At 67.0% G+C, this 21852-nt stretch carries 21 protein-coding genes and 3 pseudogenes; 16 read left to right on the top strand and 8 right to left on the bottom strand.

Annotated features, from left to right (window positions below; all coding sequences use genetic code 11):
* Positions 1–60: 60 nt before the first annotated feature.
* Entirely contained in the window at positions 61–3108 is a 3048-nt protein-coding gene (locus tag CFB35_RS30070) for an FAD-binding and (Fe-S)-binding domain-containing protein (RefSeq protein ID WP_089465985.1), read from the top strand.
* A gap of 91 nt (positions 3109–3199) precedes the next feature.
* Here CFB35_RS30070 and CFB35_RS30065 read toward each other — a convergent pair whose 3' ends face one another.
* From CFB35_RS30065 to CFB35_RS30055, 3 genes are all read right to left on the bottom strand, one after another.
* Positions 3200–3502 carry a hypothetical protein gene (locus CFB35_RS30065; RefSeq protein ID WP_059579460.1) on the bottom strand — a complete coding sequence of 101 codons (303 nt, stop codon included), beginning with the start codon at positions 3500–3502 and terminating at the stop codon, positions 3200–3202.
* Positions 3503–3589: 87 nt separating this feature from the next.
* The gene (locus tag CFB35_RS30060; RefSeq protein WP_059579457.1) at positions 3590–4744 is read right to left on the bottom strand and encodes a branched-chain amino acid ABC transporter substrate-binding protein; all 1155 of its coding nucleotides are present in this window, start codon (positions 4742–4744) and stop codon (positions 3590–3592) included.
* 641 nt (positions 4745–5385) lie between these two features.
* Positions 5386–6285: a DMT family transporter gene (locus CFB35_RS30055; RefSeq protein WP_089466026.1), complete on the bottom strand. Its 900-nt coding sequence runs from the start codon at positions 6283–6285 to the stop codon at positions 5386–5388.
* A gap of 57 nt (positions 6286–6342) precedes the next feature.
* Between CFB35_RS30055 and CFB35_RS30050 the strand changes: the two genes are divergently transcribed.
* On the top strand, positions 6343–7305 hold the full coding sequence (locus CFB35_RS30050) for a LysR substrate-binding domain-containing protein (protein ID WP_089465984.1): 963 nt from the start codon (positions 6343–6345) through the stop codon (positions 7303–7305).
* A 45-nt stretch (positions 7306–7350) separates the two neighbouring features.
* On the opposite strand, the gene CFB35_RS30045 is transcribed toward CFB35_RS30050, so the two are convergent.
* On the bottom strand, positions 7351–7953 hold the full coding sequence (locus CFB35_RS30045; protein ID WP_059608779.1) for a hypothetical protein: 603 nt from the start codon (positions 7951–7953) through the stop codon (positions 7351–7353).
* A 397-nt stretch (positions 7954–8350) separates the two neighbouring features.
* Here CFB35_RS30045 and CFB35_RS30040 point away from each other — a divergent pair, with 397 nt between their 5' ends.
* On the top strand, positions 8351–9013 hold the full coding sequence (locus tag CFB35_RS30040) for a hypothetical protein (protein ID WP_059579449.1): 663 nt from the start codon (positions 8351–8353) through the stop codon (positions 9011–9013).
* 61 nt (positions 9014–9074) lie between these two features.
* Complete coding sequence (locus tag CFB35_RS30035; protein WP_089465983.1) at positions 9075–9539, top strand: sodium:proline symporter; 465 nt, start codon at positions 9075–9077, stop codon at positions 9537–9539.
* A 93-nt stretch (positions 9540–9632) separates the two neighbouring features.
* Here CFB35_RS30035 and CFB35_RS35735 read toward each other — a convergent pair.
* The 3 genes and pseudogenes from CFB35_RS35735 to CFB35_RS30020 all read right to left on the bottom strand — a co-directional run.
* Positions 9633–9797 (bottom strand): annotated as a pseudogene (locus CFB35_RS35735) (glutathione S-transferase); the annotation flags it as partial.
* A 21-nt stretch (positions 9798–9818) separates the two neighbouring features.
* A complete protein-coding gene (locus tag CFB35_RS30025) occupies positions 9819–10991 on the bottom strand; it encodes a porin (protein ID WP_089465982.1) in 1173 nt (390 codons plus the stop codon).
* Between the two features lie 147 nt (positions 10992–11138).
* Positions 11139–11315, bottom strand: a complete 177-nt coding sequence (locus CFB35_RS30020) for a LuxR C-terminal-related transcriptional regulator (RefSeq protein WP_185723038.1) — start codon at positions 11313–11315, stop codon at positions 11139–11141.
* 14 nt (positions 11316–11329) lie between these two features.
* Between CFB35_RS30020 and CFB35_RS34735 the strand changes: the two are divergent.
* The 3 genes and pseudogenes from CFB35_RS34735 to CFB35_RS30010 all read left to right on the top strand — a co-directional run.
* A pseudogene (locus tag CFB35_RS34735) lies at positions 11330–11422 on the top strand (aldehyde dehydrogenase family protein); the annotation flags it as partial.
* A gap of 205 nt (positions 11423–11627) precedes the next feature.
* A complete protein-coding gene (locus CFB35_RS30015; protein ID WP_060310008.1) occupies positions 11628–12581 on the top strand; it encodes a GlxA family transcriptional regulator in 954 nt (317 codons plus the stop codon).
* A gap of 481 nt (positions 12582–13062) precedes the next feature.
* Positions 13063–13698: a response regulator transcription factor gene (locus CFB35_RS30010; RefSeq protein WP_089465981.1), complete on the top strand. Its 636-nt coding sequence runs from the start codon at positions 13063–13065 to the stop codon at positions 13696–13698.
* Positions 13699–13716: 18 nt separating this feature from the next.
* Here CFB35_RS30010 and CFB35_RS30005 read toward each other — a convergent pair whose 3' ends face one another.
* Positions 13717–15066 (bottom strand): sensor histidine kinase, encoded by a 1350-nt coding sequence (locus tag CFB35_RS30005; protein ID WP_179231814.1) that lies wholly within the window; start codon positions 15064–15066, stop codon positions 13717–13719.
* Positions 15067–15322: 256 nt separating this feature from the next.
* Between CFB35_RS30005 and CFB35_RS30000 the strand changes: the two genes are divergently transcribed.
* The 9 genes and pseudogenes from CFB35_RS30000 to CFB35_RS35530 form a co-directional block, all read left to right on the top strand.
* Positions 15323–15748, top strand: coding sequence for a DUF3331 domain-containing protein (locus tag CFB35_RS30000; protein WP_059579427.1), 426 nt, complete (start codon positions 15323–15325; stop codon positions 15746–15748).
* Between the two features lie 180 nt (positions 15749–15928).
* Entirely contained in the window at positions 15929–16255 is a 327-nt protein-coding gene (locus tag CFB35_RS29995) for a response regulator transcription factor (RefSeq protein ID WP_230951164.1), read from the top strand.
* Between the two features lie 104 nt (positions 16256–16359).
* Positions 16360–17214, top strand: coding sequence for an alpha/beta fold hydrolase (locus CFB35_RS29990; RefSeq protein WP_089465979.1), 855 nt, complete (start codon positions 16360–16362; stop codon positions 17212–17214).
* A gap of 54 nt (positions 17215–17268) precedes the next feature.
* Positions 17269–17988 carry a hypothetical protein gene (locus CFB35_RS29985; RefSeq protein ID WP_059579419.1) on the top strand — a complete coding sequence of 240 codons (720 nt, stop codon included), beginning with the start codon at positions 17269–17271 and terminating at the stop codon, positions 17986–17988.
* 10 nt (positions 17989–17998) lie between these two features.
* Positions 17999–19045 carry an alcohol dehydrogenase catalytic domain-containing protein gene (locus CFB35_RS29980; RefSeq protein ID WP_059579417.1) on the top strand — a complete coding sequence of 349 codons (1047 nt, stop codon included), beginning with the start codon at positions 17999–18001 and terminating at the stop codon, positions 19043–19045.
* The gene (locus CFB35_RS29975; RefSeq protein ID WP_059579415.1) at positions 19042–19761 is read left to right on the top strand and encodes a hypothetical protein; all 720 of its coding nucleotides are present in this window, start codon (positions 19042–19044) and stop codon (positions 19759–19761) included. Before CFB35_RS29980 ends, CFB35_RS29975 begins: the two co-directional genes overlap by 4 nt.
* A 45-nt stretch (positions 19762–19806) precedes the next feature.
* Positions 19807–20661 (top strand): alpha/beta fold hydrolase, encoded by an 855-nt coding sequence (locus tag CFB35_RS29970; protein WP_059579412.1) that lies wholly within the window; start codon positions 19807–19809, stop codon positions 20659–20661.
* Between the two features lie 32 nt (positions 20662–20693).
* On the top strand, positions 20694–21701 hold the full coding sequence (locus CFB35_RS29965) for a zinc-binding alcohol dehydrogenase family protein (protein ID WP_059579634.1): 1008 nt from the start codon (positions 20694–20696) through the stop codon (positions 21699–21701).
* 16 nt (positions 21702–21717) lie between these two features.
* A pseudogene (locus CFB35_RS35530) lies at positions 21718–21813 on the top strand (alpha/beta hydrolase); the annotation flags it as partial.
* Positions 21814–21852: the final 39 nt, after the last annotated feature.

The following is a 21852-nucleotide window of genomic DNA, read 5'->3' as shown; positions in this document are numbered from 1 at the left end:
AAAATTCATGTTTCGGCGAACGCGAACCGGCCGGCTCCACCCACATTGCGTTTTTGCCCCATGTCGATCGTCCCGTTGCCCCGTCCTGCCAATCCGTCCGCGAACGTTTACCGCGATTTTCTCGTCGCGTTGCGGGCGACCGGCTTCGCCGGGGAAATCCGCGCGGACCACGCGAACCGGACCGTGCAGGCCACCGACAACTCGATCTACCAGCGCCTGCCGCAGGCGGTGGTCTGCCCCGCGCATGCGGACGACGTCCAGTTGCTGGCCCGGCTGCTGGCCGAGCCCGCGCATCGCGACGTCGCGGTGGCCGCGCGCGGCGGCGGCACCGGCACCAACGGGCAGTCGCTGACCGACGGCATCGTCGTCGATCTGTCGCGGAACATGAACCGCATCCTCGAGATCAACGCGGAAGAACGCTGGGTGCGCGTGGAGGCCGGCGTCGTCAAGGATCAGCTCAATGCGGCGCTGAAGCCGCACGGCCTCTTCTTCGCGCCGGAACTGTCGACGTCGAACCGCGCGACCGTCGGCGGGATGATCAACACCGACGCGAGCGGCCAGGGCAGCTGCACGTACGGCAAGACGCGCGATCACGTGCTCGAACTCGATTTCGTGCTGATGGGCGGCGAGCGGCTGCACAGCGACGCGCTCGACAATGAAGAACTGGAGCGCCGCTGCGCGCGGCAGGACCGTGTCGGCAAGGTGTATCGCACCGCGCGGCGCATCCGCGACGACAAGGCCGCGCTGATCGACGCGAAATTTCCGAAACTCAACCGCTGCCTGACCGGCTACGACCTCGCGCACCTGCGCGAGGCGGACGGCCGCTTCAACCTGAACAGCGTGCTGTGCGGCGCGGAAGGCTCGCTCGGCTTCGTCGTCGAGGCGAAGCTCAACGTGCTGCCGATCCCGAAGTTTTCGGTGCTGGTCAACGTGCGCTACGCGGGCTTCATGGACGCGCTGCGCGACGCGCGCGCGCTGCTCGAACACCGGCCGCTGTCGATCGAGACGGTCGATTCGAAAGTGCTGATGCTCGCGATGAAGGACTTCGTGTGGAGCAGCGTGGCCGAGTATTTCCCGCAGGACGACGCGCGTCCGACGCTCGGCATCAACCTGATCGAATTCAGCGGCGACGATGAACACGACGTCGATGCGCGCGTGCGTGCATTCGTCGAGCATCTGCGCACCGATACGAGCGTGGTGCGGCTCGGCCACACGCTGGCGGTCGGCGACGATGCGGTGAAGCGCGTGTATGCGATGCGCAAGCGCGCGGTCGGCCTGCTCGGCAACGTGCAGGGCGAGGCGCGTCCGCAGCCGTTCGTCGAGGACACCGCGGTGCCGCCCGAGAACCTCGCCGCGTACATCGCCGAGTTCCGCGCGCTGCTCGACGGCCACGGGCTGCAGTACGGGATGTTCGGCCACGTCGATGCCGGCGTGCTGCACGTGCGCCCGGCGCTCGACATGAAGGACCCGAAGCAGGCGGCGCTGGTGCGGCCCGTGTCGGATGCGGTGGCCGAACTCACGCGGCGCCATGGTGGCCTTTTATGGGGCGAGCACGGCAAGGGCGTGCGCTCCGAATACGCGCCGGCGTTTTTCGGGGAGCTGTATCCGTCGCTGCAGCAACTGAAGGCCGCGTTCGATCCGCACAACCAGTTCAACCCGGGCAAGATCGCGACGCCGCCGGACTCCGCGCTGCGGCTGCTGAAGATCGACGAGGTGCCGACGCGCGGCGACCACGACCGGCAGATCGACGAGCGCGTGTGGCAAAGCTACGGCACCGCGATGCATTGCAACGGCAATGGCGCGTGCTACAACTTCGATCCGGACGACGCGATGTGCCCGTCGTGGAGGGCGACGCGCGAACGCGTGCAGTCGCCGAAGGGGCGCGCGTCGCTGATGCGCGAATGGTTGCGCCTGCAAGGGCAGGCGGGCGTCGACGTCGTCGCGGCGGCGCGCACGCGGCAGCCGTTCCTGCGCGGTCTGGCCGCGCGCTGGCGCAACGGCCGCAACGCCCGCGATGGCGACGCGGATTTCTCGCACGAGGTGTACGACGCGATGGCCGGTTGCCTCGCGTGCAAGTCGTGCGCGGGACAGTGTCCGGTCAAGGTGAACGTGCCCGAGTTCCGCTCGCGCTTTCTCGAGCTGTATCACCAGCGGTACCTGCGGCCGCTGCGCGACTACCTGATCGGCTCGCTCGAATTCACGATGCCGTGGATGGCGCGCGTGCCGGCGCTGTACAACTGGCTGATGGGCGCCGGCTGGGTGCGGACGCTGCTCGAGCGTCGGATCGGCATGGTCGACAGCCCGCTGCTGAGCCGTTTCGATCTCGCGGCCGTGATCCGCGCATGGCGCGTGAAGCCGGCCGATCCGCATGCGCTCGCCGCGCTGAGCGATGCGCAGCGCGCGCGCAGCGTCGTCATCGTGCAAGACACGTTCACGCGCTACTTCGATACCGAGCAACTGGCGACGCTGATCGAGCTGGCGGCGCGCCTGGGCTTCCAGGCGTGGCTCGCGCCGCTCGCGCCGAACGGCAAGGCGCTGCACGTGCAGGGGTTTCTTCACGCATTCGAAAAGGCGGCGGTGCGCAACGCGACGCAACTGGCCGCGCTCGCGCGCTCGGGCGTCGCGCTGGTCGGCCTCGATCCGGCGATGACGCTGACGTATCGGCAGGAGTACCGGAAGGTGACGGGGCTCACCGACGTGCCGAAGGTCGCGCTGCCGCAGGAATGGCTGCTCGATGTGCTGCCGGAAGCCGGTGCGGGCGGGGCGACGGTTTCATATCGGCTGCTGCCGCACTGCACCGAGAAGACCAATGCGCCGGACAGCGGCAAGCAATGGGTGCAGGTGTTCGCGCGTCGCGGGCTGCGCTTGCAGGTTCAGGCGGCCGGGTGTTGCGGGATGTCGGGCACGTACGGGCACGAGGCGCGCAATCTCGCGACGTCGAAGACGATCTATGCGCAGTCTTGGGCCGCGCACGTTGACGGGCCGGAGCAGGAAGGCGAGGCGCTGGCGACCGGGTATTCGTGCCGCAGCCAGGTGAAACGCCTGTCGTCGAAGCAGATGCGCCATCCGTTGCAGGCGCTGCTCGACCATGTGCGGGCCGTGGGGTGACAACAGGGCGGTGCGGGGCGCGCCGCCTAGGCGGCGTCGATCGCGCGTCGAGCGGCAACCCCGTGCCGCTGTCGACTGCCGCCGGCGCGGGTCAGGCGTCGGCTTTCGCCGCTTTACGCGCCCGCGGTTTTTCCGCCGCGGGAAGCACGCCGACGCCGCGCGGCCGTTTCGGCTCGATCCGCATTTGCCGGATCACGCGCCGGAAGTCGATCTCGTGCGCGGCCAGCGTGCCGATCAGTTTCGCGATGACCGCGAGGTGGGAAGGGACGGTGCCCTTGCTCGAATAGTTGGTGATCGAACTTTCGTTCATCCGGATCAGGCGGGCGAACTCGCGCGCCGTCAACTGCGCCTTCTTCAACTCCTGCTGGAATTCCGCATACGCCATTGCGCACATGATGCTTCGTCTCCGTGAATCGGCATTCGGCCCGCGCGGCGCCGGCGTCGACGGGTGGCGTCCCCGTCGTGCCGGCGCCGCGTGGGGTTACATCTTCACCTGGTCGAGGAAGGTCTTCTTGCCGCTCTTGTAGCCGTAGATCGAGATGATCCCGTGCGTCAGGTCGCCCTTCGAGTCGAACGTCGTCGTGCCGATCACGCCGTCGTACTTCGTCGCCGGCATCGCCGCGAGGATCTTCGCCGGATCGGTCGAGTTCGCGCGCTTCATCGCGTCGACCGCGATGTAGACCGCGTCATACGCGAACGGTGCGTCGAACTTGATGCCCTGGTTGAAGCGTTTCTGGTATTTCGCGAGGAAGTCCGCGCCGCCCGGCATCTTCTCGAGCGCAGCGCCTGCCTGCGAGCACAGCACGTTGTCGGCCGCCGGGCCGGCCAGTTGCGCGAGCGAGTCCGTGCACACGCCGTCGCCGGACAGGATCTTCGCGCGCAGGCCGAGCTGCTTCGCCTGCTTCGCGAGCGGGCCGCCGGTGGCGTCCATGCCGCCGTACATGATCGCGTCGGGGTTCTCGCCCTTGATCTTGGTCAGGATCGCGCGGAAGTCCACCGCCTTGTCGTTGGTCGCGTCGTGCGACAGCACCTTCAGGCCGAGCGCCTTCGCCTTCTTCTCGAACTCGTTCGCGAGGCCCTGGCCGTACGCGGTCGAATCGTCGATCACCGCGACGCTCTTCACGCCCTTCGACTGTGCATAGCTCGCGAGCGCCGGGCCCTGCTGCGCATCGGTCGCGACCACGCGGTAGGTGGTCTTGAAGCCTTGCTGCGTGTAGGTCGGGTTCGTGGCAGACGGCGAGATCTGCACGATGCCCGCGTCGCTGTAGATCTTCGACGCCGGGATCGACGTGCCCGAGTTCAGGTGGCCGATGACGGCGACGACCTTGTCGTCGACGAGCTTCTGCGCCACCTGCGTCGCCTGGCGCGGGTCGGCCGCGTCATCCTGCGCGTCGAGCTGCAGCGTGATCTTCTTGCCGCCGATCGTCAGGCCCTTCGCGTTGATTTCCTCGACTGCGAGGCGCGCGCCGTTCTCGTTGTCCTTGCCGAGGTGCGAGATGCCACCCGTCGTCGGTTCGACGCTGCCGATCTTCACCACTTGATCGGCCATCGCGCCCGAGGCGGCCGCGAACGCGGCGGCAGCCAATGCAACGGTGATCAGGGGTTTGCAGCGCATGCCGACAGTGCTTCGTTCCATCTGTCATCTCCGAATTGAATGTCTTTCTATTGACGTCTCGACCGGCCGGCCGCAGCCGGCGCGATCGGACGATTTTCACTACCCGTCACGGGCTCGCTTGCATGGCGTGCGGCCGGGTGACCTGCCGCCCGGGCGAGCGGGCGGACCGGCGCCTGACGCGATGCAATTCGTATGAATATATCGGAACCCGCTTCCGCGTGCCGCCGTGCCCCGAGTGGCGGGCTGTTGCGGCGCTTGCCGGCGCGCGAATGTCGAAGGTTCCGGATACCGGAAATCGGGCGCCGCGGTGGCCTGCGGATTGCGATTCGCTGTCGTCGGCCTTACGGCCGTATCCATTATTCGGCCGGTCGTCGCGGCGAAGCCATGGACACTGACGTGCGGTCAATCCGGAACTGTTTGGTCGATTTGTCTGCACAGTTTGGTCAATTGCGAATCGCGTATCCGGTTGCATGGTCATGCTTCATCGGCAGCGACAGCCGTCGTTATGCAACTAACGGTCTGGTTCGCCAGCATCAACGAATGCGTGCCGATTGCATTGACCGCGCCATTCGTCCAGTTCGGCAGAAACCGGGGCTTTTCCCGACCGGCCCGCTTCGGCTTTCGGATCGTCGCGTTGGCCACGCAATCGCCGCCATCTCGACCTACGACCGTCCGCGCCATGCGACGACGGTCACGCCTGCAATCGCCAGCAGGCCGCCGCACGCCGTCGCGATGCCGGGCCGCTCGCCCGTCAGCGCCATCGACAGCAGTGTCGCAACCGCCGGCGTCAGGTAGAGAAAGCTGGCCGCGCGCGCGGCGCCGAAGTAGCCGAGCGCGAAGGTCCATGTCGCGTAACCGAGCGCGGCGGGAAAGACGCCGAGCACCACGACGGCCAGCGCCGTATCGCGCGACCCGCCGCCGAGCGACACGAGCGCGCCGGGCAGCCACGGCGCGAGCAGCGCCGCGCCCGCCAGCAGCGTGTATGCGGTGCACGGCAGCGCGCCGTACACGGGAATCAGCCGCCGCTGCAACACGAAATAGCTGGCCGAACACAGCGCCGCGCCGAGAATCAGCGTGCTTCCCGAGCCGAGGACGAGGCCGCCCGGCTGCCCTTGCGCGATCACCGCGATGCCGGCCAGGCTGATCAGCGAGCCGAGCCAGCCCCAGCGATCGAAGCGCTCGCGCAGAAACACGGCGGCCAGCAACGCGGTGAAGATCGGCAGCGTGTTCACGATGAAACTCGCCGCGCCGGCCGACACGGTTTGCTCGCCGGTATTGAGCAGCGCGTTGTAGAGTGCGATGCCGAGCAGGCCGCACGCGAGAAAGCGCCACGCATCGCCTTTCGTCGGCAGCGGCGGCCGTCGCCACGCGAGCCACGCGATCACGAGCAACGCAGCGGTCGCGAAGCGCGCGGCCGCGAGCTGCAGCGGTGCGAGGCCGTGCAGGCCGATCCGGATGAACGGGAAGGCGGACGCCCACGAGACGATCGTGAACGCGACGGCCGCTGCCGCGACGAGCGGTTGTCGCGCGCCGCGCGACGTCGGTGACGAAAGCGTATTCATGCGGTAATGGTGCGGCATGGCGAGATGCTAAGCTAGCGCACAGATCAACACCCGGATATGAATATGGCTCACAGCTCGGCGGCGCGGCGGGCAGACGGTCCGGCGCATGCGCGCCCGGTGGCCGCCACCCCGATGCCGGGCCCGCGGCCGCCGCTCGCGAGCCTGGAGACGGTCTGCACGGTCGCGCGCGAGGGTTCGTTTCTCGCGGCCGCCGACGTCTCCGGCGTCACGCACGGCGCGATCAGCCGGCGGGTGGCCGCCGTGGAAAACTGGCTCGGGATGGCGCTGTTCGAGCGGCATGCGCGCGGCGTGCGCCTGACGCCGGACGGGCAGCGCTTCGTCGGCCGGATCGAGCAGGCGTTCGCGATCATCGACAGCGCGGCCGATCAGTGGCGCTCGCCGCGCACGCCGCGGCTGGTCCGGATGAGCGTGGTGCCCGCGTTCGCGCAGCTGTGGCTGCTGGAGCGGCAGCCTGCGCTCGAGCGTGAAGCGCCCGCGCTGCGCATCGAGCTCGGCATCGAGCTGCGCAACGTGGATATCGCCGGCGGCGAAGCCGATCTGTCGATCCGGTACGGGCGCGGCAACTGGCGTCAGCTTGAAACCCGCCCGTTCATGCCGGAACGGCTGTATCCGGTCGCGCATCCGCGGCTCGCCGCGCAACTGGCCAGGATGCGCCGCGCAACGGGCGATGCCGCGCTGCTCGACATGCCGTTGCTGCACGATTCCGACGTGACCGGCTGGCGCACGTGGTTCGATGCGCTCGGCATTCCGTTCAAGCCGCGTGCGCAGGATCGCCGGTTCGAGGATTACAACCTCGTGCTGGCGGCGGCCGAAGCGGGGCTGGGCGTGGCGCTTGCGCGAACACCGCTTGCGGATGCGTATCTGCGGCGCAGCGCACTCGTGCGCGTGAGCCGCCACGAAGTCGATTCGCTGCTCAGCTATCACTTCGTGCATGCGAAGGGCGAGAATCGACCGGAGGTGCTCGCGTTGATGGAGCGGATGGTCAGGGCGCTGGGGTAGGGGGCGCGGCGGATTGCGTAGAATGGCGAGCGGGACGCATGCCTTTCACGGCCGAAGGTCGTCGTACATCGAGATTTCCGCACCCGCGGCATGGGCAAGCGCGAGTGCTTCGGCGAGGTCGTCTTGGCTGACGGCGAACGCCGTATAGGCGTCGTGTCCGGTGTCGAGATGAAGCAACGCGTACCCTTTATCGGCCAGCCAGGCGCCCAGCACGAGCAGCCCGGCCGGTACGTCGCCTTCGCCGTCCCAGGTCCAGCGCTCGGCGATGCCCAGCGTATCGAGCATCTGGTTTGCCTGCCATTCGATTTGGTCGGATGCGCGCCAGTCGACCGAAATGCACAGGCACCAGTTGGAAGGGTCGAGCGTTTCCGGGGCGCTCATGTCGCGTGTCAGTACCCAGTCGAGTATCGACGACGTGTCTTCTCCGGGTTCGGCATCGAGGACGTAGGCGACGAGACGGTGACGGGTCGCGGTGTCGAGCGGCTTTACGATGAGCTCGACCAGCTTCGCAAGCGCCGCCAACGCGTCTGGCGATGGCGAGAAGTGATCGCGCAGGATATCGGCATCGGAAACCGGCTCGGGCGCGTCCGGTGTGTCGTTCCGGTCGCTTGTCTTGTTGCCAAACCAGCGCGTGAAAAATCGGATCATGGTTTCTCCAGCATTGCCTCGTTTCGCGGCCACCAACGCGTGCGATCACGGCCGGCAGGGAAGCCGGTTTTCGGATGAAGCCCTGTGTCGATGTCGTCGAGCGTACCGTCGGACTTCCGCCGCCACGAAAGGGGCGAGTGTATACGGCACGGACGGCTGGCTTGCCATGGAAACTCGCGTGGTCATGCCGCTTTATGTCGGCGACCGTTTCGGGACGAATGGAATGCGGCGGGGTTCGGTCGCGGCCGCAGCCGCCGAATCGTTACAATGCAGCCGCGGAAAACGGCGAGATCGCCGCGGTGAAGCGGAACAGTGAAGCGGAATCGAGCCTTTGCCCGATGGCAGGGCGATCACCAATTATTGCAATACGGGTTCAAATTTGCACAAAAGGGAACCGATGAATAGACCAGACAAATCGTCGAAAGCGCGTGCGGCGCTGGATCAACTTTTTTCCGGCCTGGCGCCCACGGACGCGAAGCGCGAATCGCCGCGTCCGGGCAATCCGTTCGCAACGGACGACGAGGTGTCGAGCGCATCCGGCGGTCGCGGCGTCGAAGTCACGTTGTCGACCCGCATCCAGTTGCGCGGTTATCCGAGCGCCGACGCGTTCATGAAGCGCATGGCCGAAGCGTGGGGCCTCGAGTGGGGCACGTACGACAGCGTCCGCGCGGTGGCGACGCTGCCTGCCGGATGGCGTTCGCGCCGGCTTCCGGAAGTCACGCAGATCGTCGACGAGCGCGACGTGCTGCGCGCCGAGAGCAGCCTGCAGGGCGGCGAGATGTCGTATTTGAAGGTGCATCCGCGCTACTACATCGATGCGCGCAAGCGTTTCGGCTGGAGCAAGTCGTCGAAGGCGTCCGACGATCCGGATCTCGACGGCCCCGACTGGAACTGCTTCGTGATCGATCGGGAAAAATCCGTCGAATTGCACGAACTGACGACGTCGTCGTTGAAGGCCGACATGGACAATGCGCGGGCGACGCTGCTGAAATGGCTCGATGAGCACTATCCGAAACATCGCGATCCGTTTGCGTACTGGTCGGACTGCGAAGGGGCGTAGCGGACCGGTTTGCACGGCGGCTTCGCTCGATGCATCGATTTCCCCGCCATAAGGACGAGCATTGAAACAAGCGCGCGTGGTGCCGGTTCTCTGGGCAGCGTTCGGCGCGGCGGTCGGATCGACCGTCATCGAGTTGCTGCTCTGGGCCATCGCCGGCGATGACGCCGTCCGGAACCTGTTGCGCGATGCGCGGCTCACGGCCGCGATCGTGATGGGGCCAAGCGTGCTCGCCGCGTCCGGCGGCTTCGATCCGCTGGTCATGGGCGTGGCGACGCTCGTGCATGCGGCGCTTTCGCTCGTCTATGCGGCCGTGCTGGCACGGCTGATCCGCAGTTCGCCGCTCGTGGCCGCGCTGTTCGCGGGCGGCGCGTTCGGGCTCCTCCTGTATGGCGTGAACCTGTACGGGTTCACGGCGATCTTTCCGTGGTTCATCCCGGTTCGCGGCGCGATCACGCTGATCGCTCATCTGGTATTCGGGATCACGGCAGCGGCTGTCCACTACCTCGCCCGGCGCGAATCGATGTAATGGCTTCGAACCCGCCGCGGTATGCCTGGCCGCGGCGGGAAGCCGGCAAGCGGGGCGCGCGTGACGCGACGATGCTGCCGGTGTGTCGCCTGCTCAGGCAAGCTTGCCGCGCGAATCGTCGAACGGCATCACCACGCGAGTGCGATATGCGGGTCGCGCTTTCCATCGTTCGTACCACGCCGCGACATGCGGCACGTCGGGCCGCGCGATATCGCGTTCGAAATACCGGTACAGGTGCGTGCCGGCCGCGATGTCGGCGAGCGTCGTGCGACGGGACGATCAGAACTTGTGGCGAATGCCGACGATCGCGAGTTCCTGCGTATCGGTGCCCGAGTTCACGCCGTACGAGCCGACCGACGCGGCCGCTTTCACGGTCGCCCCGCTCGCGTTGAGCGTGTTGCCGCTCGCCTTCTGATAGCCGAACAGCGTATACAGATCGGTGCGCTTCGACAGTGCATAGTCCGCGCCGAGGTTGACCTGGTTGTAGTGCGCGGAAGCCGGCCCCGTCAGCGACGTGTAGTTGTAGCCGACGCCCGCGCGCAGCGCCGGCGAGAACTGCCAGTTGAAGAACGCCGAGCCGTTGTTGAACTTCGCGTTCTGGCTGAACGCCGACAGCGTGTCCGCGCCGTATTGCGTGTTCGAATACGCGAGGCCGAAGGTCGCCGGCCCGGCCACGTACTGGCCGGCCACGCGCACGATCTGGATCGACTTCGCGCTCGAGAAGCCCTGGTTGATCACGGTGTTGAACAGCGTGTCCGAGCTGCTCGACCACGTGCGCACGCTGTTCGCGACCGTCGTGCCGCCGTTCGCGTAGAAGTAGCCGGCGCCGAGCGACAGCGGCCCGTTCGCATAGCTCGCGCCAAAGCTGTACGTGCGGCCGCTGCCGGTCGCGCCCGCGACGCCGCCGAAACCGTACAGCGCCGCGAACTGGAAGCCGGAGATCAGCGGGCTCGTGTATTTCACCGAGTTGCTGACGCGCAGGCTGTTGTCGTAGTTGTCGAGATCGCCCGGCGTCGCGAACACGCCGCCGAAGTAGTTGTCCTGCGTGAGGCCCTGCACGAGATCGACGACCGGATCGTACTGGCGGCCGAGCGTCACGGTGCCGAACGTGCTGCTTGCGAGGCCGACGACGGCCTTGCGGCCGAATTCGCGCTGGCCCTGGCCGAGCGCGCCGGTGCCGATGTTGAAGCCGTTCTCGAGCTGGAACAGCGCGGACAGGCCGCTGCCGAGATCCTCGATGCCGCGCAGCCCCCAGCGGCTGCCCGACAGGTTGCCGCTGCTGAACTTCACGAGGCTCGACGCGTTGCTGCCGTTCGCGTTCTGCGCGTTGTGGACGTACGCGATGCCCGCGTCGGCGATGCCGTACAGCGTGACGCTGCTTTGTGCGTGGGCGCCGGCGGTGGCGAGCGCGGCCGGCAGTGCGAGCAGCGCGAATGACCGGATCTGTTTCATGATTGGATTCCCCCGTTGGTCAATTGGTCTGACGAATCGGTGAACGATACGGACCGCGCATCGTCGAGGGAACCAATAAATTGTCGGATCGTTATGAGGCGCGCGGCGATGGATGCGTGCGCAACGGGTTGGCGTCTCGCGCGGGGCCTACGTGTCGTGGCGCCGCGACGCGTTTCTCAGGACGAGCGTCATCAGTTGCCGGCGCGAATTGACGCCGAGCTTGGCGAACGCGCGCTTCGCGTACGTATCGACGGTGGACGTCTTGCGCCCCATCGACTGCGCGATCGCGGCCGACGTCGTGCCCTGGACGAACGACGCGCACACGTGCATCTCGCGTGGCGCTCGCGGCCGGCAACAGCGTGGTGCTCGAGCCGTCGGAGAAATCGCCGCTGACCGCGCCGCGCGTTGCGCGGCTCGCGTTCGCGGCCGGCTCGCGCCTGCTGGCAGTCGTCGTGCGACGGGACGGGCCGAACGCTCGGCCATGTGCGCTGCATGGCCATTCTTTTCTGTCCCGAAAATCTTGTAGCATCGCCGGAGTGCCGGTTGGCATGCCGCGATCCCCGCAGCATGCCCGATTTTCTGTTTGTTGTGGCCCCGCCGGTATGCGCCGGCGGGGTCGATTCGCGTGAGGTCAGTATGCGTCGCATTGGGCTTGTCGTCGTCCCTCAGTTTCAGGTGATGAGCCTGCTCGCGTTGTCCGTGTTCGACATCGCCAATCTCCGCGCCGGCCGCTCGCTCTATGAAGTGAGCGTGATCTCGGAGGATGGCGGTCCCGTGGAGGCGTCGTTCGGGATGTGCGCATCGACTCAACCAGCGCGGCTGTCGGAGCTGCACACGGTATTCGTCGGCGCTTCGCTGTCGACGCCGCCGCTCACGGACCGCATGCGCGAACTGCTGGTCGATCTGTCCGGCAAGGTCGAACGCATGGCGTCGATTTGCCTCGGTGCGTTTCTGCTGGCCGAGGCGGGCCTGCTGGACGGGCGCCGTGCAACGACGCATTGGGCGTTTCTCGACCGGTTCAGGGATCGCTACCCTGCGGTATCGGTGGAGAGCGATTGCATCTTCGTGCGCGACGGCGCGCTGTGGAGTTCGGCCGGAATGAGCACGGCCATGGACATGGCGCTCGCGATGCTCGAAGAGGATCTCGGCCCGGACGCCGCGTTGCAGGTTGCGAAAGACCTGGTGCTCGAGCGCTGGAGGCGCTCGGGGTCGCAGCCGCAATCGTCCGTGCTGATCGACCATCCGGCACGCAGCAATCGGATCCACGACGTCATCACGCACATCCGGGCGAATCTCGGCACCGAACTGACGGTCGACAAGCTGGCCGACGTGGCGAGGATGAGCAAGCGGCAGTTTACGCGCCGCTTCAAGGACGAAACCGGCCTGACGCCTGCAAAGGCAGTCGAGCGCATTCGGCTCGAAACGGCCCGGGATTTCGTGACGAGTTCGTCGTGGACCATCGACACGATCGCACGGGAAACCGGTTATGCGGATACCGAGCGGATGAGGCGGTCGTTCGTGCGCGCGTTCGGCCATCCGCCGCAGGCCTTGCGGCGGCAGCGCAAGCCGGAACACACGGACACCGACTGAGCGCGGCTGGCCGATACCGGATCCCGCGCTGCAACATCATGGCACGAAAGGAGGGAACTGCGTCCCTCCACGCGCGCCCATCGTCAATAGAATGTTCTTCGGGCGGTACCTGCTCGGGCAAGCCGAACCGACGACTCGTCAACAGCGGACCGCACGCTCGTCCGCCCACGGTTTTGTGAACCGTCCTCGGTAGCCCGCGTCATGTCGCCAGGCTGGAACCGGCCGTGTGTGCCGCACGGACGCGCCCGGTCGCCGATTGCGTTGCCGCACGCGCGAAGCGTGCCCGGCATGGGTAGGCACGCCGTGCCGATGCGCCGCATGACGCGTACGTCGCAACCGCCGAAGTGGCGCGGATCAGCGAAGCGCTGTGCGGGGCGCGACCGGCCTAGCGGGTGGCCGGGTCGGCGCTCGTCGTCGGCACCGTATCGGGCGACACGTGGTTCGCGATGATGAAACTGAACGGACGGTTGGGGCGCAGGATATGTCAGATGCAGCGATGAAAGACGATTCGACGGCTGTTGTATACGTCGTCGACGACGATCCGGCCATACGCGCATCGCTCGATACGTTGTTGCGATCGCTGGGCCTGCGCGTCGTGACCTTCGCGAGTACCGCCGAGCTGCGCGCGACGCACAGGGAGAATGTCGCGAGCTGCCTGTTGCTCGATGTGCGGCTGCGCGGGGAGAGCGGGCTGATGTTTCAGCAGGCGTCGGACCGGCCATCGATCCCGATCGTCGTCATAACCGGGTTCGCGGACGTCGAAGTGTGTCGCAAGGCGCTGAAGGGCGGTGCGGTCGATTTTCTCGTGAAGCCGTTCACCGACCACGAGTTGATCGACGCCGTGAACCTCGCACTGTCGCTGGATGCGGCACGGCGAGTCCGCAACGACACGCACGACGAGTTGCGGCAGTCGTTCGAGCTGCTCACGCGCCGCGAGCGCGAAGTGCTTGCGTACGTCGTCAGCGGCGCGCTGAACAAGCAGATCGCGTCGCATCTCGGATTGAGCCTGATCACTATCAAGCAGCATCGCGCATCGGTGATGCGCAAGATGAATGCATCGTCGCTTGCGGATCTCGTGCGCAAGTCCGAGGTGATCGGCGTGCAACTGGCGACATGACGCCGCGCGCGGCGAGCGTCATGCGGCCGGGTCGGTCGTGCGCGGGCGGGCCGGCAGCGCGAACGAGAAGCAGCAGCCGGCGCCCGGTTCGCCGCGTGCCCAGATGCGCCCGTGGTGGGCGTCGACGATCGAGCGTGCGACCGTGAGGCCCATTCCCATGCCGTCGGATTTGCTCGTGAAAAACGGCTCGAAAAGCTGATCGATCGACTGCTGTTCGATACCCGGCCCCGTGTCGCATACGTCGAACACGACTTCGGCGCCGCTCAGCCTGGCCGAGACCGTCAGCGTGCGCGCGTGCGACGGGCCGCTTTCGATCGCCTGGATGCCGTTCATCATCAGGTTCGCGAGCACCTGCTGGACCTGCACGGGATCGGCGAACAGGTGTGCGTCGGCATCGATGTCGCTGTCGACACGAACGTTGCGTGCAGCGGCTTCCGGCCCGATCAGGAACAGGGCAGCGTGCACGGCGTCGGCGGCCGCGAAGTCGACGCACTTCGCCGGCGCCTTGCCGATGAAGCCGCGAATCTTGCGGCAGATCTCCGTCGCGTCGCGTGCCCACCGGGCGGCCTGCGTGATCGCGGCAGCGGCTTCGGCGACGTCGGGCTCGTCGCGCTCGAGCCAGCGCAACGCCGCTTCGGCCGACGAACCGACGGCCGACAGCGGCTGGCTGACCTCATGCAGGATCGAGGCCGACATCTCCGCAAATAGCGACACGCGGGCCGCGCGTGCGGCTTCCGCGCGCAATACCGCGAGCCGGTCGCTGTTCTCCTTCTGTTCGGTCACGTCGAACGCATAGAAATGCAGGCGCCGGTAGCCGTCCTCGTGCTTCGGCAGCGAGCAGCGCCATACGATCGGTACGCGGCGCCCCTTGAACGTCACCAGCGTGCGCTCGCCCTGGCAGGCGATCCGATTTTCGTAGATCGCGCGCAGCACCGCGCTGTTGCTGAGCCGGTCGGCCGGCAACAGGATCTCCGCGTGCTGCAGGAAATGTTCCTTCGACTCCGCGTCGAAGAGTTGCACCACCGCGTCGTTGGCCGCCACGAACGCATGCAGCGCGCGCAACCGGGCGACGGCCTGCGGATGCTCGTCGAAATAGCGGTCGATATCGGAGACCCCGGCCATCTTGAGTTCCTTCACCGCGCGATAAACGCGCGACCAGTCTTCGATCAGGATCGGTATCGGCGCCGACAGGAAGAGCTCGCTTTCCGCGGGATGAGGGTCGGCAGGCGGGGCGATCGTCGGGGCTGCGGACGTGGACATGGGGACGTGGTGCTCGCTGAGGCTCGCGCGCGGCGCGAAACCGGATGACCGGAAGTGAAGCATCGGGACGACGAACGACGTGCGCGTCCGACTTCGATGTACTTGCAACTATAAAGCAGATCGCTGCGTGTTGCTGACCGTGACCGCGGGCGCATGCAGGCCGGCGCGACGGTCAGACTTTGGTATGGGAGGGCATCGACCACGGTCTGATGGATCGCAGAAAACCGTTCCTCTAGACTCGATTCCAACGTGAGTGAAGCGCGCGGCGCGGAGATAGCGAAGAGGCGATGTTCGCGATGCGTCGATGCGACGGGCCGATTGCGCAAGCCGCGCATGCGCGTTCAATGCGAGGGGAACGGTAGAGATGACGCAGCCAACGTGTGCATACGACGATGTATTCGAACGCGCGCTGATGGGCCTGCTGGATCCGTCGAGAACGGCGGGCGCGCCGGGCTCGCATCGGCGGCGCGTGCGCGGCAAGCGCAATGACGGCGCGCGCGAGGCCGCCGCGCCGGCGGCGTCGCGGATCAGGATCGTCGAGATTCTGTCGGATACCGCTGTCAGCGTGCGCTGGAGCGACCCGAGGTACGGGCATTTCGGCGAACAGCTGTGGCATTGCGTGACCGCGAGAACCGCGTCACGCTGCGTGCTGACCGGTGCGCCGATCAAGCCGGGCGATCGCGTGTATCGGCCGAGGGGGCGCGGCCGCACCGTTCCGTGCAACTGGGACAGGATGATCCATGCCGCGGCAGTCGCACCCGCGTCGTCCGCTAGCGCGGACGGCTGGTGACGCGCGAGCGGGTACGGTCGGTATCGACCGCACCATACCTCGGCATGATTGCCGGCACAGGGGGCGGTCGGTACGCTGTCCGAAATCCGGTTGCGTTCCCGGCCCTGCCAGCGAGCGTGGCGTCACGCGAGACACTCTGTGCACGACAAGACGGTTTGCATCATCGACGATGAATTGGCGATGAGACAGTCGCTGGAATCGCTCGTGCGCTCGATGGGCGTGCGCGTGAGGCTGTACGCGTCGGCCGAGGCGTTTCTCGAACACGGCGCGAACGGGACGTCGCACTGCATCGTGTGCGATATCCAGATGGCCGGGATGTCGGGCATCGAGTTGCTCGCCGTGCTGCGCGCAGGGTGTTGCGACGTGCCGATCATCTTCGTGACCGCGCACCCGAGCGCGCGCCGGGCGCTCGAAGCGAGACGGCTCGGCGCATTGTGCGTGCTGGAGAAGCCGTTCGATCCGCGCGAACTCGTGCAGTGGGTGATGCGCGCGCTCGCAGGGGGCTGAATGGGCGGCAGTGCGGCATACGGGCGCGGCAGCGGTGCGTTCGGGCCGCGTCATCGCGACCGGCATGTCCATTACGTGGTTTGTTTCGAACGACGGGAGAACTGATGGAAAACGATAGTCCGAGCCTCGGCGCCAGAACGCAGTTCGTCGACGTCGATGGTCGACGCCTCGCGTATCGCACGTTCGGCAGTGGCACGCCGCTCGTGCTGTGCGTGCGCTTTCGCGGAACCATGGACACGTGGGATCCGCTGTTCCTCGACAGTCTCGCCGAGCAGGGCTTCCAGGTCACGATCTTCGACTACAGCGGCCTCGGGCAGTCGAGCGGTGAGCGAACCTATCATCCCGCGTCGCTCGCCAAGGACGCGATCGACCTGATCGTCGCGCTCAAGCTCGGCAAGGCGGTGATCGGCGGCTGGTCGGTCGGCGGGATGGCCGCGCAGATCGTGCTCGCGAAAGCGCCGCAGCTCGTCACGCACGCGGTGCTGATCGCGACCACACCGCCGGGCCAATTGGTCAAGGCCGGCGAACCGTTGTTCTACACGATGGCGAAGCGCGAAAACGACTTCGAGGATTTCGTCACGCTGTTCTTCGAGCCGGCCTCCGCCGCGAGCCGCACGGCGGCCGAACAAGCGGCCGCGCGCGTCGCGCGGCGCAAGGTCGACCTGAGCCCGGCGGTGCCGGTTGCGTGGGCCGGCGAGCAGGTCGGCGACGGCCCGCGAAACCCGGCCTTCCCGGTCGATGCCGTGCTCGATGCGCTGCGCTCGACGTCGATTCCGGTGCTTCATGTCGGCGGCGATCACGACATCGTGTTCCCGGTGGAGAACTGGTATGCGCTCAACGGCCAGCTTCCGACGCTGCATCTCGTGACGCTGCCGCGCACCGGGCACGGGCCGCAACTCGAGTATCCGGTGTCTTGCGCCAGACACATCGCGGCGTTCGTCGGCGTGCACGCCGGCTGATCGCGCACGCAATGAAGGAATGAAGAAGTCGTTTTTTATTGTTTAGGATGACAAATGGAAGATCTGATTGATTTGGCGATTCGCGCGGCAGGTGGAATGGAGCGCTTCAAGCGCTTTCGCAGCGTATCGGCGCAGTTGCATCACACGGGCGCGATCTGGGCGCTGAAGCAGCGCGACGGCGTGCTCACCGATTCGCGCGTGACGGTGCAGTTGCACGAGCAGCGTGTATCGCATGCCCCGTTCGCTCCGACGACGGACCACTCGGTCTACACGCCTTCGCGCGTCGAGATCCGGCGCGACGACGGGACCGTCGTCGATACGCTCGACGCTCCTCGCGCATCGTTCGACGGCTACGAAATGGAGACGCCGTGGTCCAACGCACAGCTGGCGTACTTCGCCGGCTACACGATGTGGACGTATCTGACGTCGCCGTTCCTGCTGCGCCACGACGGCGTTCGCAGCCGCGAAATCGCGCCGTGGACGGTCGACGGGCTGCCGTGGCGGCGGCTGCGTGTCGAGTTCGCGCCGGAGATCGCGACGCATAGCGCCGTGCAGACGTTCTACTTCGACGCGGACGGGCTGCTGCGCCGGCACGACTACGAGGTCGACATCCAGGGGCGCAACGCGGCTGCGCGGTACATCAGCGACTACGTCGACGTGCAAGGCATCCGGATGCCGACGCGCTTCCGGATTTATCCGCGTACCGACGCGAACGTAGCGCTGCCCGCTCCGTTGATCGTGGGTGTCGATCTGTCGAACTTCCGTTTCGAATAACGAGGCAATCATGACGAATCAAGCGACTTACCGCGCGGCGGTAGTCAAGGCGCCCGGGCGACTGGAACTGGTCGAGCGCCCGATTCCCGCGCCGGCACAGGGGCAGGTGCGCATTCGCGTCGAAGCCTGCGGGGTATGCCATTCCGACAGTGCAACCGTGGAGCGCGAAGCGCCGGATGGCGCGCCGCCGCGCGTACCGGGGCATGAAGTCGTCGGCCGAATCGACGCGCTGGGCGAAGGGGTGTCCGGCTGGCGGCTCGGCGAGCGCGTCGGTGTCGGCTTTCTCGCCGGCGAAGACCGCACGTGCCCGTCGTGCCGGCACGGCGACATCGTGAACTGCGAGAACCCGGTCATCACCGGGATGACGACGGACGGCGGCTACGCGGAAATCATGCTGGCCGAAGCCCGCGGGCTCGTGCGCGTGCCGGACGATCTCGATGCGGCCGAGGCCGCGCCGCTGTTGTGCGCGGGGCTGACGACGTTCAACGCGCTGCGCAATGCCGGCGCGCGGGCCGGCGACGTGGTCGCCATCCATGGCCTCGGCGGGCTCGGCCATCTCGCCGTGCAATTCGCGAACAAGATGGGTTTTCACACCGTCGCGATTGCGCGCGGAGCCGACAAGGCCGTGCTTGCTGCGCAGCTCGGCGCGCATCGCTACATCGATGCGCGCACCGAGGACGTCGCCGCCGCGCTGCGCGCGCTCGGCGGGGCGAAGGTCGTGCTCGGCACGGCGCCGACCGGCTCGGGCATGGCCGACACCGTCGCGGGGCTGTCCGCACGCGGCAAGCTGATCGTCGTTGCCGTGCCGGGCGAGCCGATCGCCGTGAATGCGGTCGACCTCGTGTTCGGTGGCCGCTCCGTCGTCGGCGCGTTGACGGGAACGGTGGCGGACAACGAAGAGACGCTCGCGTTCGCGCGGCTGCAGAACGTGCGGCCGATGATCGAAACGTTCCCGCTCGAGCACGCGCAAGCGGCGTACGACCGCATGATGCGCGCGGACGTCCGGTTCCGCGCGGTACTGACCATGAATTCCGCACCCACGGGAGCTTCCGCATGAACGCGATCGCCCAATCCATCATCGACGCCCACGGCGGGCTTGTGCAGTGGCGCAAGTTTCGGCAGGTGCGCGCGCGCCTCGTACAAGGCGGTGCGCTGTGGGGCCTCAAAGGTCACGCCGGCGTGCTCGACGACACCACGGTCACCGTCGCGACGGATCGCCAATGGGCGTCGCACGCGCCGTTCGGTGCGTCAGCCGCGCGCAGCGAATTCACCGGCGAGCGCATTGCGCTGCTCGATTCGGCCGGCCATGTGCTCGCGGCGCGCGAAGAGCCGCGCCGGTCGTTCGACGGGCATACGCTCGAGACGCCGTGGGACGAGCTTCAACTGGCGTTTTTCGCCGGATGCGCGATGTGGACGTACCTGAACGCGCCGTTCGTGCTTGCATGGGACGGTGTGCGCTGCGAAGAAGACGGCATCTGGAACGAACACGGGCAAGCGTGGCGCCGGATTCGCGTGCACTACCCGGACACGCTCGAAGTGTTCAGCAAGGCGCAGACGATCTACGTCGGGCCGGACGGCCTCGTGCGCCGCCTCGACTACGACGTCGAAATCGCGGGCAACACACCGGGCGCGCATTACGTCAGCGACTATGTGACCGTTTCAGGGATCCGCTTCCCGACGAAGCGGCGCATCTACCCGCGTGCAGCCGACGGGCAGGCCGTGCCGGAACCGCTCGTCGTATCGATCGACCTGCATGACATCGCGCTGAGCTGAGCGTGAACCACGGCGCGCGTCGCGCGCCCATCGAGGGAACCCATCATGACGCAATTTGCATCATCCGCCGCTACGACCCGCTACATCGATGCAGCCGGCGTGCGCTACGCGTATCGCCGCTTCGGCAACGAAAAGGGCGGGCGGCCGCTGCTGTGCCTTCAGCATTTCACCGGCACGCTGGACAACTGGGATCCGGCGATCGTCGACGTGCTGGCGCGCGATCGCGAAATCATCCTGTTCGACAACGCCGGCGTCGGCCGCTCCGGCGGACAGGTTCCGACGTCGATCGCGCACATGGCGCAGCACGTGCTGCACTTCGTCGACGCCCTGTCGATCGACCGGCTGCATATCCTCGGATTTTCGCTCGGCGGCTTTCTCGCGCAGGACATCGCGATCGCGCGACCGGAGCAGGTCGAGCGGATGATCCTGTCCGGCACCGCGCCCGAAGGCGGCGAAGGGGCGGGGATGGATCGGCCCGAACTGCTCGCGATCTACACGGACGGCGAGATGCCGATGAGCGAAAAGCTCAAGCGGCTGTTTTTCCCGGCAACGCCCGCCGGCCAGACGGCCGCCGCCGCATTCGTCGACCGCCTCGCCGCGCGCACCGCCGAGCCGGATTTGCCGGCGGGCCCCGAAGTCGCGTCCGCCCAGCTGCAGGCGATGATCGCGTGGGCGAACTGGAGCGGGGACGTGGCAGGCAAGCTGGGCCGGATCAAGCAGCCGGCCCTCGTGACCAACGGCAACGACGACCGCATGATCCCCACCGCGAACAGCTTCGTGCTCGCGCAGGGGCTGCCGGATGCGACGCTGATCGTCTATCCGAATTCAGGCCACGGCGCGCTGTTCCAGCATGCGAGCGCGTATGTCGCGCACGTCGCGGAATTCCTGCGCGGCGCGTGACCGCGTCGCTCACCCTCTTCAAGGAGCCAATGATGAAAGCCATCGTTTATGCAAAGGCCGGCGTACCGATCGACGATCCGGCGTCGCTGTACGACGCGGAGCTGCCGGTGCCGACACCCGGCGCGCGCGATCTGCTCGTGCGGATCGACGCGATCGCCGTCAACCCGGTCGATTCGAAGCTGCGGCTCGGCGTGCAGCCGAGCGGCCCGCGCGTTCTCGGCTGGGACGCGGCGGGAACGGTCGAGGCGGTCGGCAGCGACGTCGAGCTGTTCGCGCCGGGCGACAAGGTCTGGTATGCGGGCGACATCACGCGGCCCGGCAGCTACGCGGAATATGGTCTCGTCGACGAGCGGATTGCAAGCCGCCGCCCGACGACACTGGGCGCTGCCGACGCTGCGGCCCTGCCGTTGACTGCGATTACCGCGTGGGAACTGCTGTTCGACCGGCTGAAGATCGCCGAGCGCGGCGGCGCCGGGCAGAGCGTGCTGGTGATCGGCGCGGGCGGCGGCGTCGGATCCATTCTCGTGCAACTCGCGCGCCGGTTGACCGCGCTGACGGTGATCGGCACGGCATCGCGGCCGGCCACGCACGCGTGGGTCGCCGAGCTTGGCGCACACCACGTGATCGATCACGGCCAGCCGTTGCAACCGCAACTGAAGTCGCTTGGCATCGACCACGTGGACCACGTGATCAGCCTCACGCATACCGACACGTACTACGCGCAGATCGTCGATGTACTGAAGCCGCAGGGCCAGCTCGCGCTGATCGACGATCCGGACACGCTCGATGCGATGCCGCTCAAGCGCAAGGCCATCTCACTGCATTGGGAATTCATGTTCACGCGCTCGATGTTCCGCACGCCCGACATGGACCGTCAGCACGCGCTGCTCGCCCGCGTGGCGACGCTGATCGACGACGGCGTGCTCAAGAGCACCGTCGGTGAGCACCTCGGCAGGATCGACGCGGCGAACCTGCGGCGCGCGCACGCGCTGCTGGAAGGCGGGCGCGCGAAGGGCAAGATCGTGCTCGAAGGCTTCTGAGCGAGCACCGCTACATGCGACGCAGAAGGTGTATGAACGCGCATCGCATGGCATGTGCGTCGTCGATGCCGATCGCGTCAATGCGGATCTGCTCGCCTTTCTGCAGTCGTGACGCGGAAACGCGCGCGACTCACACACTTCGAGCGGGACA

This window comes from Burkholderia sp. AU16482, assembly GCF_002223285.1.
Taxonomy (GTDB): domain Bacteria; phylum Pseudomonadota; class Gammaproteobacteria; order Burkholderiales; family Burkholderiaceae; genus Burkholderia; species Burkholderia semiarida.
Note: the sequence above shows the minus strand (reverse complement) of the source record. Positions and strands in the feature narration are given on the sequence as shown.